At 67.7% G+C, this 16,957-nt stretch carries 13 protein-coding genes; 11 read left to right on the top strand and 2 right to left on the bottom strand.

Annotation, left to right across the window (positions count from 1 at the left end):
- Nucleotides 1-298: 298 nt before the first annotated feature.
- From wecB to HV742_RS01895, 11 genes are read left to right on the top strand one after another with little or no spacing between them, the layout of a single operon-like run.
- Nucleotides 299-1,459, top strand: a complete 1,161-nt coding sequence (gene wecB, locus HV742_RS01945; RefSeq protein WP_175144354.1) for a non-hydrolyzing UDP-N-acetylglucosamine 2-epimerase — start codon at nucleotides 299-301, stop codon at nucleotides 1,457-1,459.
- 35 nt (nucleotides 1,460-1,494) lie between these two features.
- Nucleotides 1,495-3,708 carry a cellulose biosynthesis cyclic di-GMP-binding regulatory protein BcsB gene (locus HV742_RS01940; protein WP_254600907.1) on the top strand — a complete coding sequence of 738 codons (2,214 nt, stop codon included), beginning with the start codon at nucleotides 1,495-1,497 and terminating at the stop codon, nucleotides 3,706-3,708.
- Nucleotides 3,709-3,726: 18 nt separating this feature from the next.
- Entirely contained in the window at nucleotides 3,727-5,424 is a 1,698-nt protein-coding gene (locus HV742_RS01935; RefSeq protein WP_175144353.1) for a glycosyl transferase family protein, read from the top strand.
- Nucleotides 5,421-8,150, top strand: coding sequence for an NfrA family protein (locus HV742_RS01930; RefSeq protein WP_175144352.1), 2,730 nt, complete (start codon nucleotides 5,421-5,423; stop codon nucleotides 8,148-8,150). The genes HV742_RS01935 and HV742_RS01930 overlap by 4 nt, the downstream gene beginning before the upstream one ends.
- 41 nt (nucleotides 8,151-8,191) lie before the next feature.
- Entirely contained in the window at nucleotides 8,192-9,190 is a 999-nt protein-coding gene (locus HV742_RS01925) for an alginate O-acetyltransferase AlgX-related protein (protein ID WP_053086038.1), read from the top strand.
- 4 nt (nucleotides 9,191-9,194) lie between these two features.
- The gene (locus tag HV742_RS01920; RefSeq protein WP_175144351.1) at nucleotides 9,195-10,295 is read left to right on the top strand and encodes an alginate O-acetyltransferase AlgX-related protein; all 1,101 of its coding nucleotides are present in this window, start codon (nucleotides 9,195-9,197) and stop codon (nucleotides 10,293-10,295) included.
- 6 nt (nucleotides 10,296-10,301) lie between these two features.
- Entirely contained in the window at nucleotides 10,302-11,882 is a 1,581-nt protein-coding gene (locus tag HV742_RS01915) for an MBOAT family O-acyltransferase (RefSeq protein ID WP_063581207.1), read from the top strand.
- 25 nt (nucleotides 11,883-11,907) lie between these two features.
- Nucleotides 11,908-12,147, top strand: a complete 240-nt coding sequence (locus HV742_RS01910; RefSeq protein ID WP_049072309.1) for an acyl carrier protein — start codon at nucleotides 11,908-11,910, stop codon at nucleotides 12,145-12,147.
- A 22-nt stretch (nucleotides 12,148-12,169) separates the two neighbouring features.
- Nucleotides 12,170-13,645, top strand: a complete 1,476-nt coding sequence (locus HV742_RS01905; protein WP_175144350.1) for an AMP-binding protein — start codon at nucleotides 12,170-12,172, stop codon at nucleotides 13,643-13,645.
- The gene (locus HV742_RS01900; protein ID WP_054416833.1) at nucleotides 13,642-14,322 is read left to right on the top strand and encodes an alginate O-acetyltransferase AlgF; all 681 of its coding nucleotides are present in this window, start codon (nucleotides 13,642-13,644) and stop codon (nucleotides 14,320-14,322) included. The genes HV742_RS01905 and HV742_RS01900 overlap by 4 nt, the downstream gene beginning before the upstream one ends.
- A gap of 9 nt (nucleotides 14,323-14,331) precedes the next feature.
- Nucleotides 14,332-15,462, top strand: coding sequence for an acyl-CoA dehydrogenase family protein (locus tag HV742_RS01895; protein WP_054416832.1), 1,131 nt, complete (start codon nucleotides 14,332-14,334; stop codon nucleotides 15,460-15,462).
- A gap of 12 nt (nucleotides 15,463-15,474) precedes the next feature.
- Here HV742_RS01895 and HV742_RS01890 read toward each other — a convergent pair whose 3' ends face one another.
- Together HV742_RS01890 and HV742_RS01885 are read right to left on the bottom strand one after the other, a co-directional pair.
- On the bottom strand, nucleotides 15,475-16,341 hold the full coding sequence (locus HV742_RS01890) for a DUF4434 domain-containing protein (protein WP_269449565.1): 867 nt from the start codon (nucleotides 16,339-16,341) through the stop codon (nucleotides 15,475-15,477).
- Nucleotides 16,342-16,484: 143 nt separating this feature from the next.
- A complete protein-coding gene (locus tag HV742_RS01885) occupies nucleotides 16,485-16,898 on the bottom strand; it encodes a YidB family protein (RefSeq protein ID WP_049072304.1) in 414 nt (137 codons plus the stop codon).
- Between the last annotated feature and the right edge of the window lie 59 nt (nucleotides 16,899-16,957).

Here is a 16,957-nt window from a genome sequence, read left to right as displayed (position 1 = left end):
GTCCGAAACAGGCTCGTGGATTACTTAATGCATTATCTACAGAGGGATAATGCAAGGTATTAGTAACTGAAAGAAACGGAATAAGATAACAGCCGACACACAACTGACAGGCAATTGAAACCAGATATGGCCCCAATTTATGGCTCGCGGGGCCCGTCCCTTTCACCACCGTCAGAACGATCTCGCGAACTATTGCCAGCCATTCGGAATCTGGGGAAATACTCCGTCACATATTACGAATGCTCTCAAGACATAATAAACGCAAGAAAATGCCACCGACTCGGGCCGCTCGATTGCGATGAAGATACTTTCCATTTTCGGAACGCGTCCTGAAGCCATCAAGATGGCCCCCCTGGTCGCCGCCCTGCAGAATGAATCCCAATTGAACAGTGTCGTCTGCGTGACTGGCCAGCATCGCCAGATGCTGGATCAGGTGCTGGCCTTGTTCGACTTGCGGGCGCAGCACGACCTCGACATCATGGTGCCCAACCAGACCTTGACCGGTTTGTACGCGCGCCTGATCAGCCGGGTGGATGAGGTGCTGGAACAGGAGCAGCCGGACTATGTATTGGTACATGGCGACACCAGCACCGCATCGGCCTGCGCGCTGGCCGCGTTTCACCGCCGCATCCGCATCGGCCACGTCGAGGCGGGCCTGCGCACCGGCAACCTGGCGATGCCCTTCCCCGAGGAAATGAACCGCCGCGTGGTCGACGCGATCGGCGACTGGCTGTTCGCGCCAACCGCCGAATCGCGCGCCAATCTGCTGCGCGAAAACCTGGCCGGCCGTATCACCGTGACCGGCAATACCGTCATCGACGCACTGGCCATGACCTGTGCCAAGCTGGCCCCGGAGGCGCCGCTGGCGCGTGCGCTCGCGGCCCGTTACGACTGGCTCGATGCGCGACGCCGGCTGCTGCTGGTGACGGGCCACCGGCGCGAGAGCTTCGGCGGGGGCTTCAAGAATATCTGCGCCGCGCTGGCCGAACTGGCGCGCCGCGAAGACCTGCAGATCGTCTACCCGGTGCACCTGAATCCGCAGGTGCGCAATGTCGTGATGACCGATCTGGCCGGCCTGCGGCACGTCCACCTGATCGATCCGCTGGATTACCTGGACTTTGTCTGGTTCATGCAGCGCGCCTATCTCATCCTGACCGATTCGGGCGGGGTGCAGGAAGAGGCGCCGTATCTGGGCAAGCCGGTGCTGGTGATGCGCGAGGTCACCGAACGTCCGGAAGCCGTGCAGGCCGGCACGGTGGCACTGGTCGGCACCGATACGCAGCGCATCATCGCCGAGGTCAACCGGCTGCTGGACGACCCGGCGTTGCATGCCTCGTTTTCGCGTCGCATCAACCCCTACGGCGACGGCAAGGCCAGCGCGCGCATCGTTGACGCGCTTTGCGGCCGACCCGTTTCTGAATTCGATCCTTACGGAACGGCCGCCGGCACGCCAGCCTGATGCCATTCGACCTGAATCCGCTGCCCGGAGCACCCATGCAAAAACCCACTTCCCTCCCCGCCGCCCAGGCGCTCTGCCGCGCACTGATGGCCGCCGGCCTGCTGTTGCCGCTGGGCGCGATGGCCAGCCCGGCCGGTGACGCGCTGCGGCAGTTGCAGGGCGACGACTGGGTCACCCGCAACACCACGCTGGCGGATCTGGGCATCAGCGAGCCCGTGGTCCTGAGCAACAGCGATGCGCGCCAGGAGTTCTACGTGCCGGTGCCGCGCGGCGTGCCGATCGCCGACGCCACCCTGAATTTCGACGCCAAATACACCAAGGGCGAACCCGGCCGCACCAGCCTGGTGTTGTGGGCCGACGGCGTGCCGCTGAACGCACAGCGCATCGCCGATGGCGACGGCAACATCGCCCACGGCTACACGGTGGACCCGCGCAGCCGCGAGACCGGCTTTCTGCGCGTGGGCGTGGACTGGCAGTCGGAAATCGCGCTGCGCCACTGCGAGAGCAACCGGGCCACCGCCAACGCGCTGACCATCTCGCCACAGACACGCCTGACTTACCGCTACGACGCCTCGGCCATCGGCAACCTGGATGATGCCTGGGGCACCCTGCCCGGCAAGCCGACGCTCATCGTGGGCAGCGCCAAGCTCGATCAGCAGGCCTTCGACAGCGCCTGGCGTGTCGGCGTGGCGCTGGAACGCGCAGGCAAGCGCGTGGCGGTGCGCGCCTTCCCGTCGGTGGGCGACGAAATCGACACACGCGGCCTGCAGGCCCCGGCCGGGCTGGCACAGATCCCGGCCTTCGCCGCGCTGGCGGACAATGGCAAGCACAAGATCGCCAATGCCGCCGAGATCGGCGCCTTGCTGGTGCTGGGCGCGCCGGCGGTAGCCGGCGACGTGGTGATCGCCGACGCCACGCTGCGCGCCCGGTTGAACGAAGCGCTGGACGCCTTGCAATCGCAACTGGGCAACGACGCTGACGCCGCGGCGGCGTTCAAGTCCTGGCGCGAGCGCCGCGTGCCGCTGGCCGCCGCCGAGATGCCCTCCAAGGAGATCCGACTGGCCGCGATGGGCCGGCAGGCGGTGATCGCGCTGGCCGCGGACGCCGGCGCGCAGGGGGCGGGCGCGTTCGATACCGCCTGGCGCCGCATCCTGGTGACACGCCAGGTGCAGGTCAAGACGGCCACGCCGCCGGAAACCTTCAAGGACGGCGGCCTGCGCCTGACGGCGCTGGGTGGCTCGCCCAACAGTTTCAATGTGGTCGCCAGCGGCGACTGGAACACGACGTTCCCGCTGGCCGCGGTCTCGGCCGACGGCCAGATGCCGGGCGAGCTGGTCATGGACGTGTCGGCCGCGCCCGGCGCCTCGTCGACGCGCCCGGTGGCCTCGGTCTTCTGGAACGGCATCCTGCTGGCGGCCAAGCAACTGGACGCCGACGGACGCCCCGAGCGCCTGCGCGCGCGCGTGCCCGGCTACGTGCTGGGGGTCACCAACGCCGTGCGCGTCACGTTCCAGCGCCAGCCGGTCTCGGTGGACTGCAACGAAATCCCGCAGGGCTATCCGGTCAACGTGCTGCCGACCAGCTACGTGAAACCTGAGAAGGCCGAGCCGGACGGCACCTTCGTCGGCCTGCTGCCGCTGCTGGCCGGCACCCCGCAAGTGATCGTGCCGGACAGCTACCTGGCCAGTGCGCCGGACAACCTCAAGCGCCTGATCGGCATCGCCTCGGCCAGTGGCATCTCGACCACCCGCGCCGAACTGTCGGTGGCGGCCGGGGGCCAGGCCGTCAAGCCGACCCGCCCATTCCTGGCCATGGAAGTGCCGGTGGAAGGCGCCAAGCCAATGGTGACCGTCACCGACCGCAAGCAGCTGCGCGTGGATGGCAAGAACACCACGTGGCTGGATATTTCCGGACTGGACCATCTTAGCTCGGCCGAGGTGGTCAGCGCCGGCGGCCAGGACGGCGTGCTGTGGCACACCCTGGGCCAGCAGGCCGGCATGCTGGATGCGCCGTTCGTGTTGAACCGCGGCAACATCGCGTTGATCGGCGCCGCCGGCCCGGTGGCCTGGATCGACAGTGGCAACCCCGACGCCAGCCATCCGCCCGGCGCCGGCGAAAGCGCCTTCTTCGAATGGCGCCGCTACATCTCGTGGAGCGTGCCGGCCATCAGCGTCGGCCTGCTGGTGCTGCTGCTGATCCTGATTTTCGCCATGCGCGTGAGCCGCAGGAAGAACAAGGAAAACAAGTAAACCCGGATCCGGCTGCCCATGTCCTCGCTTTACTGGCCCTATCTCATCGCCGACTATTACCGCGGCCTTGAGATCGTGACCGCCGTCGTCGGCGTGATCATCCTGCTTTCGAGCCTGGATGATCTGTTCATCGACGGCTGGTACTGGGTGCGCGAACTGCGCCGCTCGCTGACGATCAAGCGCCGTTACGCGCCCCTGACGGCGGCGCAATTGCGCGAGAAAGAGGAACAGCCGCTGGCCATCATGGTGCCCGCGTGGCTCGAGTATGACGTCATCGCCTCGATGCTCGAGACGATGGTGTCCACGCTCGAATACAAGAACTACATGATCTTCGCCGGCACTTACCAGAACGACGAGCGCACCATCAAGGAAGTCGAGCGCATGCGGCGGCGTTACCGCCAGTTGATCCGGGTGGAAGTGCCGCACGACGGCCCGACCTGCAAGGCCGACTGCCTGAACTGGATCGTGCAGGCCATCTTCGCCCAGGACGCCAAGCAACCGGTGCCGTTCGCCGGCGTCATCCTGCACGACAGCGAGGACGTGCTGCACCCGCTGGAACTGAAGTACTACAACTACCTGCTGCCGCGCATCGATTTCATCCAGCTGCCGGTGACCTCGCTGGAGCGCCACTGGTACGAACTGGTGGCCGGCACCTACATGGACGAGTTCGCCGAATGGCACACCAAGGACCTGGTGGTGCGCGAAAGCCTGTCAAAAATGGTGCCCTCCGCCGGCGTGGGCACGTGTTTTTCGCGCAAGGCGCTGGTCGAACTGGCCGCCGAAACCAATAACCAGCCCTTCAACACCGACACCCTGACCGAAGACTACGATATCGGCGCGCGGCTGGCGCAGCGCGGCATGCGGCAGATCTTCGGCAAGTTTGGCGTGGAATACGTGACCCGCCGCCGCGCCTGGTTCGGCCTGGGCCGGGAGAAAGTGTCCAGCATCCACATGCCACTGGGGGTGCGCGAGTACTTTCCCAACACCTTCCGCACCGCCTACCGGCAGAAGGCGCGCTGGACGCTGGGCATCGGGCTGCAGGGCTGGCAACAGGTGGGCTGGACCGGCTCGCTGGCCACCAAGTACCTGCTGTTCCGCGACCGCAAGGGCCTGGTGACATCATTCATCGCGATCCTGGCCTACCTGCTGCTGGCCAATTTCTTCCTGTTCTACCTGGCCGACCTGTTCGGCTGGTGGACCGTGTATTACCCGTCGTACTTCCGTCCCGGCGGCTGGCTGGTGACGCTGATGTGGATCAACGCGGTGGCGCTGCTGTTGCGGGTGGTGCAGCGTGCCTATTTCGTCGGCCGCATGTACGGCTGGGAGCACGCGCTGCTATCGATTCCGCGCATGATCGTAGGCAACTTCATCAACGCCATGGCGGCCGCGCGCGCCTGGAAGCTGTTCATCGGCCACCTGATCACCGGCAAGCGGCTGGCCTGGGACAAGACCATGCACGACTTCCCGTCCACCGACCAGCTGGCGCAACAACGCCAGCGCCTGGGCGAATTGCTGTTGTCCTGGCAGGCGATCGACGAGGACAAGCTGGCGCTCGCGCTGGAGATCCAGTCGCGCGACAAGCGGCCGCTGGGCGAAATCCTGATGGAACAGGGCTGGCTCGATGAAGGCACGCTGAAGGAAGCCATCCATTTCCAGCAGGGTGGGCAGGCCGACACCGCGCCGACGCACTCCAAAGACAAACCCGCGACCCCATGAAGCCATTGACCCGTTCGCTCCTGCTGTCCGCCGCGCTGGCCTGCGCCGGGCCCGCCGCCGCCCAACCGGCGCCGCGCGCCGCCGAGGCGCCGCTGGAAGGCGCCGCCTATCAGTTCGCCGACGAGGGCTACAAGAGCTACGACGCGGGCAACTACGCGCTGGCGCAGCGGCAGGCCGAATCCGCCATCGCGCTGCGCCCGGACGTGGAACGGCTGCGCCTGCTGCTGATCTATGCGCTGCAGAAGCAAGGCAAGCTGCAAGAGGCCGACAAGGCCGCCGCCGACGCCATCAAGAGCGGCCTGGATACCCCCGCCTTGCGCCAGGCGCGCGCCAACCTGAGGCCGCGCGCCGCCCAACCGGCCACGGCCGGCGGCAGCGGCGCGCCCGGCACCACCGCCGCCTACCGCCGTGGCTTTCCGATCGCCACGCGCGCCTATGCCGACTACAACCGCGCCGACTACCCCGCCGCCCAGCGCGGCGCCGAACAAGCCTTCCGCATCGATCCCAAGCAAGGTGCCTGGGCCATGCTGTGGCTGGACGCGCTGGAAGCCCAAGGCAAGTACGCCGAGGCCGAGGCCGCGGCCGACAAGGCCATCGCGCTGGGCGCCCCCAACAAGAACGACCTGACCGCGCGGCGCACCACCATGAAGCGCCGCCTGGCGATCAAGCCCGCCGAACAAGGCTACCAGGCGCTGATCGCCAACCGCCCCGGCGACGCCGTGCCGCTGGCGCGCGAGGCCGTGGCGCTGGCGCCCGACACCGCCAGCCATCGCCTGTTGCTGATGACCGCGCTGATGCTGGACAACCAGCTTGCCGCCGCCGAGGACGCCGCCACCGACGCGCTCAAGCAGGACGACGAGAACACGGTGGCGCAGGTAATGCGCGCCTACCTGCGCCAACGCCAGGGCAAGACCGACCTGGCCAATGCCGACTTCGACGCCGCGCTCAAGCAGGACTGGCTCGACGACGACCAGCGCCGCAATGTGCGCCTGATCGCGGCCGATGCCGCGCTTGCCGGCGGCGAGACCAAGCGCGCGCTGGCGCTGCTGGAACCGCTCGGCGGCAAGGACGAAGCCGCCGCGGCGCGCGTCAAGCGGGCGCGCTCGAAGCCGGCGGTGCCGGCTACGCTGACGCTGGCCAACTACCCTGCGCCCCTGCAGGACTGCCGCGATACGCCCTATGGCACCTCCTGCGAGCTGCTGCCGTCGGACGCCGCCGGCAGCGGCGGCCCGGCCGCGCTGGCCTATGCCGCCTATGCGCGCGAGGACTACCAGGAAGCCATCGCCCAGGCGCGCAAAGCGGTCGAACAGGACCCCGCCAACAAGGAACTGCAGCGCCTGCTGACCACCACGCTGGCGGCCGGCAACGCGACGCAACTGGCGGAGGCCGAGAAACGCATGGGCGAGGCGCTGGCCGCGCAACCCGACGACCCCGCCCTGTTGATGCAGCGCGGCTATCTGCACCAGCGCATGGGACAGCCCAGGCTGGCGCTGGAGGATTTCCAGGCGGCCCGCGCCACCGGCAAGGCGCCGCCGACCGTGATCCTGGACGAGGGCTACGCCCTGTCGGGCGTCGGCGACAAGCGCGGCGCGGTGGAAAAACTGAAACAGGCCATCGACGAAGCCGACGCCGGCAGGCTCGAGCTGACGCCACAGCAGCGTTTCGACACCCGCAGCGGCATCGCCGGACTGTCGCGCGAATGGGGCGGCTATGTCTCGGCTGGCTATCGCGGCGCGCGGCCGGCCTCCTCGGGATTGGGCGGCGCGGCCATCACCGTGCCCGGCGACGCGGTGTTCAGCACCGCCGAGATCTTCTGGCGTCCGTCGGACTTCCTTAATTCGTCGACGCGCACGTTCGAACTGTATGGACGATTGTCCAACACGCTCTACAACAAGGGCGGCAAGACCACCAGCCAGACGGTCTCGGATCCCTGCGGCGGCACCATCGACGTGGCCGAAACCTCGAACCAGGGCATCTCCGGCATTCCCACCACCGTGGGCTCGCTGGGCATGCGTTTCACGCCCTCCACCGAGGTGGGCCTGACCTTCGGCCTGGAACGCCAGTTCAATCTGGGCACCGCGACGCGCAAGGGTTCGTTCAGCCCGGCGCCGGCGGACCTGCGCTGCAGCCTGAACCGCAACAACCAGACCGCCTACTACAAGACGGACGCCGGCAGCGGCGGCTGGCTGGCCTACGTCACGTATGGCCTGTACGAAGGCACCACGCTGCGCATCGACCGTCCCGACTGGTTCACCATGGAAGGCTACGTGCAGGCGGGCTATTCCTGGCAGGACATGTCCGCGCGCCTGTGGAAGCGCAACAATTCCACCGGCGCCGATACCGACCAGACCTCGGGCAAGATCAAGCGCGACCAGGCCTTCGGCGCCGGCGAATTGCGAGTGGGCCGCAGCTATCGGGTGGACGCGATCAGTGACCGCCTGGTGTTCTTCCCCTACGCGGTGGTTGGCGCCGACTGGCTCTGGAACAGGAACCGCATGGTCGGCCTGGACATCGATGGCTCGGACTCGTATTCCCAGCTGGGCGACGGCTCGTCGTGGTCGATGGGCGCCGGCCCCGGTTTCAACCTGCGCTACTGGTTCCGCGAAGACCACTACAACGCCCCCCGGTCCTACCTGGACCTGACCACCCAATACCGTTTCAACATCGGCGGCGGCCAGGCCGACCGGGCCAAGGGTCTGTTCATCAACCTGACCCTGTCCTACTGAGCCGCGCCGATCGATACGCATTCATGAAGGAATCCATCAACATGACTACCCCGACCCCATCCCTGACCCGCCGTCCGCGCCTGGCGTCGGCCCTGTGCGGCGCATTGCTGGCGCTGGCTGCCGGCGCCTCGCAGGCGCAGCAGGCCTCGTCCATCGTCATCCAGGGCAAGGATAACTGGCTGTTCCCCGGCTGGGGCAGCCTGACTCAGGTGGACACGCGCGGCATCGACGCCGCCACCCAGCTGGTGCGCGAGACCCGCGACGCGCTCGCCGCCAAGGGCGTCCAGCTGGAAGTGCTGGTCCTGCCCGACAAGACCCTGTTCTACCAGGACAAGCTGCCGGACGGCACGGCGCTGAGCGCCGAGGTCAAGAAGCGCTACCAGACCATCCAGGACAAGCTCAAGGCCGCCGGCATCTCCACCATCGACGACGAGGCGGTGCTGCGCCGCCTGAAGGATGGCGGCCAGGACGTGTTCTACCGCACCGACCAGCACTGGACCCAGGCCGCCGCCGACGCCACCGCCGAGGCCCTGGCCCAGCGCATCAAGCAGGACGTGAAGACGCTGGCCGGCAAGCCGGGCACCGGCATGGCGCTGGGCAGCGTGGTCAATGAACGCCGCTATGGCGACCTGGCCGAGCTGTTCTTGACGCCCGACCAGCGCAAGCAGGCCGGGCGCGAGACCTTCACCGTGCGCCGCCAGGCCGACAACCAGAGCCTGATCGACGACGCGCCCGCCCCCGTGCACGTGACCGGCCACAGTATGGTGCAGCCGTACTTCGGCTTTCCGCAGAAACTGTCCAACGTGCTGGACCGGCCCGTTTCAGTGAACTGGAAACCGGGCAACGTCGGCCACTGGATCATGCTGCTGGAGTACCTGGAATCGCCCGCCTTCAAGCAGAACAAGCCGCAGGTGCTGGTATGGCAGATGTTCGAGCCCACCTATGCGCAGGGTCCTGACGCCAAGGGGTTGTGGGACAACGCCTCCATCATGACCGCCGACGCCTGGCGCGGCCGCATGAAGGCGGCGGTGGGGCAATAACGCCGTGGCGCAAGCGGAGAAGACCGCGCCGCCCGAATCGGGCCATCGGCGCAACGCGATCGTGATCGGCGTGCTGCTGGCGCTCGGCCTGGGCTGGGGCGCCTGGTGCCTGGCGCAGGCCAGGCTGAGCGCCGCCGATGTCGCGCCCGCCGCCTGGATGAACGGCACCGCGGGGACCGCGTTGAACCAGTCGCTGCGCCTGCCGGCGCAGGGCGCGGTCAACACCTGGAACGCGGCGATCCGCTACCGTGTGCTCGGTGACCTGGGCGACCAGGTCGCGATGGGCTGCCCGCAATGGCTGTTCTATCGTGATGGCCTGCGCCCGCAACCCGGTGTGCATGTATTCAACGAACGCCTGCGCCTGATGCGCCACTGGGTCGACCAACTGCGCCAGCGTCAGGTGCAGGTGCTGGTGGTCGCCGTGCCCGACAAATCTCGCATCGAGGCCGATCACCTGTGCGGCCAGACCGTATCGTTGCCGATGCGACGCACGCTGGACGACTGGCAGGCCGCGCTGCGCGCGCAGGGCGTGCCGTTCGTCGATCTGCGCGATGCCCTGGCGCAGGCCGAGGCGCCGCGCTACTTCCGCACAGACGTGCACATGAACGCCACCGGCGCGCAGGCCGCCGCCGCGCGCGTGGCGCAAGCCGCGCTGCCGCTGCTGGGCGGCGCGGGCGCCCAGGCCTTCAAGGAAGATCCGGCGGGCGCGCCGCGGCCGCGCATGGGCGACCTGATCGTGCTGGCCGGGCTGGAACAGGCGCGGCCTGGCTGGCGTCCCGAGCTGGACCTGGCCGCGCCGCAGAAGATCGAACCGGTGCGCGGCGGCGGGCTGCTCGACGACACGCCACCGGTGGAAGTGTTGCTGGCCGGCAGCTCCAACGGCCGTCGCAGCAATTTCGCCGAGCGGCTGGGCATGGGGCTGGGCCGCGAGGTCTGGAACCTGAGCCTGGATGGCGGGCAGTTTTCCGGGGCTTTGCTGGTGGCGCTCAAGCAGCGCGAGCAATGGCCCAAGAGCCTGAAGCTGGTGATCTGGGAGTTTTCGGAAATGGCGCTGTCGCTGCCGCTGACCGACGACGAAAAATCCGTGCTGGCCCGACTGCCCTGACCCGAGATGCTATTCAACTCTTATCTGTTCCTGCTGATCTTCCTGCCCGTCACGCTGGCCGTGTACTACGGCGCGGGCCGCTTCAACCTGCGGCTGGCGGCGCTGTGGCTGTGCCTGACGTCCTTCGTGTTCTACGGCTGGTGGAATCCGCAATTCGTGGTGCTGCTGGCGGGCTCGATCGCCTTCAACTTCCTGGTCAGCCTGCTGATCCTGCACACGGCGGCGCGGCCGAAGCTGCAGGGGCTGATCACGGGCCTGGGCGTGGGCGCCGACCTGGCGCTGCTGTTCCACTACAAGTACTTTGCCACGCTGCTCAATTTCCTGACCGACCTGGGCATGACCAGTTCGACCATGGACGCGATCATCCTGCCGCTGGGCATTTCGTTCTTCACCTTCACGCAGATCGGCTATCTGCTGGATTGCCGCGCCGGCGTGGTCAAGGAACGCAGCCTGCTCAGCTACGTGTTGTTCGTGACCTTCTTCCCGCATCTGATCGCCGGCCCGATTCTGCATCACAAGGAGATGATGCCGCAGTTCGCGCAACCCGAGAATTACCGCTTCAAGGCCGAGAACCTGTCGGTGGGCGGGATGCTGTTCGTGATCGGACTGGCCAAGAAGGTGCTGCTGGCCGACGGTATCGCGCCCTACGCCGACGCCGGTTTCGCCGCGCCGGGCGAGTTGCAGTTCTGGGGCTCGTGGGGCGCCAGCCTGTGCTACGCCTTGCAGCTGTATTTCGACTTCTCCGGCTATTCGGACATGGCGCTGGGCCTGGCCAAGATGTTCGGCATCCGCTTCCCGCTGAACTTCAACTCGCCCTACAAGGCCGGCAGCATCATCGAGTTCTGGGCCCGCTGGCATATGACGCTGACGCGCTACCTGACCGCCTATCTCTACTATCCGGTGGCCATGGCCGTCTCGAAGTGGCGCACCGACCGCAACCTGCCGGTCGGCGCCCAGGGCGTGGCCACGGCGGGCGGCTTCCTGGCCAGCATCGTCACCCCGACGCTGTTCACGATGGCGCTGGCGGGCGTGTGGCACGGCGCCGGTTTCCAGTTCCTGGTGTTCGGCCTGCTCCATGCCATGTACCTGTCGGTGAACCACGCCTGGCGCATCTTCGTGGTCGGCCGCAAGCCCGCCGCCGCGCGCAACCTGAACGTGGTCAAGCGTGCCGCCTGCGTGCTGCTGACCTTTGTGGCGGTGCTGGTGGCGCAGGCCTTCTTCCGCGCCCACGGCGTCGGCGACGCCATGCTGCTGATGCAGGGCATGATCGGGCTGCGCGGCGTGGAAACGCTGGACCTGGCCACCCACGTCAGCGGCCTGGCCTGGGGCGATGCCTGGCGCGTGCTGGTCGGCCATCACCTGCAGTTGATCTATGCTGTGGTGCTGCTGGGCATCGCCTGGTTCGCGCCGAACGCGCACCAGATCCTGGGCCGTTACTCGCCCGCGCTGTTCAAGCCCCAGGAAGCGCCCTCGCCCTGGATGCGCTGGCGCCCCAACCTGGCCTGGCTGGGCGTGATGCTGGCGCTGCTGTTCTTCTGCCTGGTTAACCTGCACAAGGAAACCCGGTTCCTCTATTTCCAATTCTGACCGCGACGCGGTCGCGGAGTACGCGATGGACATCAAAGAAATCGAAACCAAGGTGGCCGACCTCATCGAAGGCATCATCCTCACCAAAGTCGATCCCGACACCCTGCTGATCGATTCCGGCCTGGTGGACTCGCTGGCCGCCGTGGACGTGGCGCTGGCGGTGGAACGCCAGTTCGGCTGCAAGATCCCGCCGACCGAGATCGACGTGCACCTGGAATCGGTGCACACGCTGGCCACGTTCATCGCGGAGCGCGCCCGCGCCTGACGATTCTCCTGGGGGCAGCACCATGCGTTTCGATTTCAATGCCTACGATTTCGCCGACACGGCCGTCGGCGCCGATGCCATCGCGGTGGTCGACGCGCAGGGCGCGCTGACCTGGGGCGCGCTGCGGGCCGCCACGCTGGCCTGGGAGCAGGAAGCCTTGCGCGCCGGCGTCACCGCCGGCGTGCCATTGGTGATTTCCGGCCACAAGGAAGCGGCCTTCCTGGTGGCGATCCTGGGCTGCCTGCGGTTGCGGGTGCCTTTCGTGCCGGTCGACGTCATCAACCCGCCCGAACGCATCGCCCGCATCGGCGAACTGGTGCGCGCCGGCCTTCGCTATGACGCCCAGGCCCGCACCTTCGCCGCCGGCTGCGCCAGCCCCGCGCCGCTGGCCGAGGCCGGCCTGGCCTACATCATGTTCACCTCCGGCAGCACGGGCGATCCAAAGGGCGTGCAGATCGGACGCGAAAGCGTCAGCCTCTTCGCCGGCTGGATCCGCGACTGCCTGGACCTGGGCGCGGCGCCCGCATTCATGGACCAGATGCTGTTCAGCTTCGACTTCTCGCTGTTCAACTGGGTCGGCGCGCTGGAACTGGGGGGCGCCTGCGTCCTGTGTCCGCGCGAGACCATCGCCCAGCGCGACCGCTTCGTGCAATATCTGGCCGACACGCACATCAATGTCTGGGCCTCGACCCCGTCGTTCGTGCGCCAGCAGCTGTTCAACCCGGACTTCGACCACGCCCATCTGCCGCGGCTGCGCGTCTTCGTGTTCGGCGCCGAGTCGCTCACGCCGACGCTGGCCGAGGAGCTATGGCAGCGCTTTCCCGATGTGCGCATCATCAATTCGTACGGCCCCACCGAGGCGACCTGCTCCACCACCTGGGTCGAGATCGACCGGGCCCTGCGCGCCGAGGCGCCCAACCCCTTCCCCATCGGCCGCGCCAAGCCGTATGCCGAGGTCTTCATCGAGAACGGCGAGATCAGCATCGCCGGCGACCACGTCATGCGCGGTTACCTCAACCGTCCTGACCTGAATGCCTCGCGCATGTTCACGCGCAACGGCAAGCGCGGGTACCGCAGCGGCGACCTCGGCGACATCGACGCGCGCGGGCTGGTGACGTTCCGCGGCCGCATCGACGATCAGATCAAGCTGCACGGCTACCGCATCGAACTGGCCGAGATCGACGCCGCCGTCGCCGCCCTGCCGGGCGCGCGCGCCGGGGCCACCGTCGCGCTGCGGCGGCCCGATGGCGCTATCATCCGTCTCATAGGATTCGTCGAACCGGCCGAAGCCGGCCCCGAGGGCCTGCAGCCCCTGCCCGCGACGCTGGCCGACTGGAAGGCCGTACTGGGCCGCCGGCTGCCCCCCTACATGATCCCGTCCGAGCTGATAGCCTGCCATCGCTTCCCGACGACCAGCACCGACAAGGCGGACCGCAAACAGCTCGAGCGCATGTACCTCGACGCCCGCCTCAGCAAGAAACCGGAGCCGCAAGCATGACCCGTCGCATCCCTTTCCCCGCCATGGCATTGGCGCTGGCATTGGCCACCGCCGCTGGCGCCACCCAGGCCGAAGGCGTGCTCGCCCAACTGTATGCCGCCCGCCCTCCGGCGGGCTCGTCGTTCGTGCGCGTCATCAATCCCGAAACCGGCCCCGTGCGCGTGCAGATCGCCAACGGCCCGTCGCAGGAGATCAGCCCGACCCAGCCCGCCAGCACCTACGCCATCGTCAAGGGCAACCAGCCGTTCAACCTGCTGATCGACGGCAAGCCGGCCGCCAGCCTGCAGGTCAAGCCGGATACGTTCACTTCGCTGGTGGTGCGCCGCGACGGCGTCAACGTGACCTATGTGGCGATCGACGACAGCAACGGCGCGCAGGACGCGCTCAAGGCCGAACTGCGTTTCTACAACCTGGCGGCCGCTTGCCCCGGCGCCAGGCTCGAAGTCAGCCCGACCGGGCCCGTGCTGTTCCAGGACATCAAACCGGGCGCCTCGGCGGCGCGGGCCATCAACCCGGTCAGCGCCACGCTGGCGGCCGGCTGCGGCACGGTGCTGTCGCCCTCGCTGGCGCTGCCGGCCCTGCAGCCTGGCGACCACTACAGCCTGTTCCTCACCGGCAGCGCCACCGCGCCCACGCTGCACGGCCAGACCAGCGCCACCGACCCCTATAGCAAGTAAGGAGGCCGCATGCGCCGCGTATTCCGGGACGACCACGAACTCTTTCGCGACCAGGTGCGGCGCTTCGTCGCCGAGGAGATCGCGCCACACTACGCCGAGTGGGAAAAGGCCGGCATCGTGCCGCGCGCGCTGTGGCGCCGCGCCGGCGAGGAAGGCCTGCTCAACTGCGCCCTGCCCGAGCCCTACGGGCTCGGCGGCGACTTCGGCCATGCCGTCGTGGTGATCGAGGAACTGGCGCGCGCCAATTTCCTGGGCATCGGCTTCTCGATCCATTCCGACATGGTCGCGCCCTATCTGAACGCCTTCGGCACGACCGCGCAAAAGGAACGCTGGCTGCCCGCCATGACACGCGGCGACATCATCGGCGCCATCGCCCTGACCGAACCCGACGCGGGCAGCGACCTGAAGGCGGTGCGCACGCGTGCCCGCCGTGAGGGCGACCACTACATCCTGAACGGCCAGAAGACCTTCATCACCAACGGCGTCAACGCCGGCCTGGCGATCGTGCTGGCCAGCACCGACCCCGACCTCGGCGCGCGCGGCCTGTCGCTGTTCTGCGTCGAGGAAAACCTGCCCGGCTACACCAAGGGCGCGGCCTTGAACAAGATCGGCCAGCACTGCCAGGACACCTGCGAGCTGTACTTCGATGACGTGCGCCTGCCCGCCGATTGCCTGCTGGGCCAGGAAAATGGCGCTTTCGAATACCTGACGCAGGAACTCGCGCGCGAACGCCTGGCGATCGCACTGCGCGCCGGGGCCTCGCTCGAGGGCATGCTGGACGAGGCCGCCGAATACACCCGCAACCGCAAGGTATTCGGCCGCCGGGTGTTCGACTACCAGAACTCGCGCTTCAAGCTGGCCAGCGCGCGCGCCCAGAGCACCATGCTGCGGGTGTTCCTGGACGATTGCCTGGCGCGCCACATGGCGGGTGAACTCGACGCCACCAGCGCCGCCATCGCCAAGCTCAACGCCACCGAAATGCAGGGCGCGGTGCTGGACGACCTGCTGCAGCTGTACGGCGGCTATGGCTACATGGCCGAATACGGCATCGGCCGCGCCTGGGTCGATGCGCGCGCGCTGCGCATCTTCGGCGGCACCAGCGAAATCATGCGGGAAATCATCGGCCGCAGCTTCCTCTGAGCGCCCGCGGGCTCAGACGCGCGCCGCCATCCAGGCATCCCTGAGCGCGCGGGCCTCGGGCGTATCGCCGATCACCCACGGGTCCATCGTGAATGCCACGATGCGCTTGGCGCCATAGCCGCGCGCCACATCCCACTGCTGCTTGACCCGGCCGAAATCGGCGGAACGCGCCTTGAACGTGGTGCCGTCCGTGCTGCCCGAGGGCAGTTCCTCGAACAGCTCCATGATCAGGTCGAACGAGGCGCGGCGCTTGAGCAGCATGTCGTGCAGCGGCTCCAGCGCCCGGTAGTTGGCCAGGCCCGCCACGCCCACGCCGTCCTGGATCATGGGGTGGATGCGCACCGCGTCCAGCACCCGCGACCATAGCTGCATCAACGAGCCGTCGCCGGCAAGCCGGCTGTGGTAGGTCGAAATGGACGGAATGCGATGACAACTGGCCAGCGAGGCGCGGGTGAAAGCGTCCAGCCACGGCACCAGCAGCGCCTGGCGCTCGGGCCGGGCCCAGTTGTATTGCTCCAGCTCGTACGGCACGTACCAGCCGCGGAAATTGCGGCGCTTGGGCCAGGCGGCGGTGCGCATGTAGGCCACGCCACGGTCGCGGGTATGGTCCAGGTAGGACGCCAGCGCCGTGTCGTCGGGCGCGGCCAGCACGTTCCACCAGCGCTGGTCATAGGGCAGGCCCACGTGCACACCCAGGCCGTTGTGGTCGGCTTCCTCGAAGATGATGTCCAGCATCGATGGCGGCGCCATCCAGTCATCCGGCCGGCCGCCTTCCAGGCCGACCCACTGCAGGAACAGCTCGCGGCAGCCCAGCCGCCGGCAAGCGGCGAGGCGGCGGCGCCATTCGTCACGCGTCAGGTCCCGGTGGCTGAGCCACAGTTGCAGGAAAGTCGCATTCAGCGAGATGGGCGGCGCACAGGCCGCCAGCGGGATGAGCGCGCCCAGCGCCGCCGCCTGCAGCAGGCGGCGGCGCGCGAGGGATTGAAGCCGCGGGCGCGTCAGGGGAACAATCCTTGCCGGAATCAGCCGCGATTGCCGAACAGGCCCGACAGCGATGCCAGCAGGTCGGTCGGGTTGAAGGACTGGCCCGGCTGGACGGCGCCTTCGGGCGTGGCCTTGTCGATCAGTTGCGGCAACAGCGAGGACAGCGAGCCCAGCACCGAACCGGTGTCCTGGCCGGTCTTGGCGGCCAGTTCGTTGACCACGCCCGGATCCAGCACCTGGCCGAGCTGGTCGGCGCTGACCGGCAGGTTCTGGCCCTTGCCAATCCACGATGCGACGATTTCCCCCAGGCCGCCCTGCTGGAAGCTGGCGATCAGGCCCGACAGGCCGCCCGGGTATTTGTTCAGTTGTTCGATCAGGGCCGGCAGCAACGAGGCCGAGCCCCCTTGCTGACCGCCTCCGGCCATCGAGGCCAAGGTATCCAATAGACTCATCGCCGTACTCCAGGAAAATCGGAAATCCAGTATAGGCCCATGGCGCCGCGGACACCGTC

This window comes from Achromobacter ruhlandii, assembly GCF_902859695.1.
Taxonomy (GTDB): Bacteria; Pseudomonadota; Gammaproteobacteria; order Burkholderiales; family Burkholderiaceae_B; genus Achromobacter; species Achromobacter ruhlandii.
The sequence above is the reverse complement of the archived record's forward strand: the minus strand, read 5'-3'. Positions and strand labels throughout refer to the sequence as shown.

Bases quoted from the DNA above. Each gene is read 5' to 3' on its own strand.
- wecB (WP_175144354.1), top strand. From the start codon at position 299: ATGAAGATACTTTCCATTTTCGGAACGCGTCCTGAAGCCATCAAGATG.
- HV742_RS01940 (WP_254600907.1), top strand. From the start codon at position 1,495: ATGCAAAAACCCACTTCCCTCCCCGCCGCCCAGGCGCTCTGCCGCGCA.
- HV742_RS01935 (WP_175144353.1), top strand. From the start codon at position 3,727: ATGTCCTCGCTTTACTGGCCCTATCTCATCGCCGACTATTACCGCGGC.
- HV742_RS01930 (WP_175144352.1), top strand. From the start codon at position 5,421: ATGAAGCCATTGACCCGTTCGCTCCTGCTGTCCGCCGCGCTGGCCTGC.
- HV742_RS01925 (WP_053086038.1), top strand. From the start codon at position 8,192: ATGACTACCCCGACCCCATCCCTGACCCGCCGTCCGCGCCTGGCGTCG.
- HV742_RS01915 (WP_063581207.1), top strand. From the start codon at position 10,302: ATGCTATTCAACTCTTATCTGTTCCTGCTGATCTTCCTGCCCGTCACG.
- HV742_RS01910 (WP_049072309.1), top strand. From the start codon at position 11,908: ATGGACATCAAAGAAATCGAAACCAAGGTGGCCGACCTCATCGAAGGC.
- HV742_RS01905 (WP_175144350.1), top strand. From the start codon at position 12,170: ATGCGTTTCGATTTCAATGCCTACGATTTCGCCGACACGGCCGTCGGC.
- HV742_RS01900 (WP_054416833.1), top strand. From the start codon at position 13,642: ATGACCCGTCGCATCCCTTTCCCCGCCATGGCATTGGCGCTGGCATTG.
- HV742_RS01895 (WP_054416832.1), top strand. From the start codon at position 14,332: ATGCGCCGCGTATTCCGGGACGACCACGAACTCTTTCGCGACCAGGTG.
- HV742_RS01885 (WP_049072304.1), bottom strand. From the start codon at position 16,898: ATGAGTCTATTGGATACCTTGGCCTCGATGGCCGGAGGCGGTCAGCAA.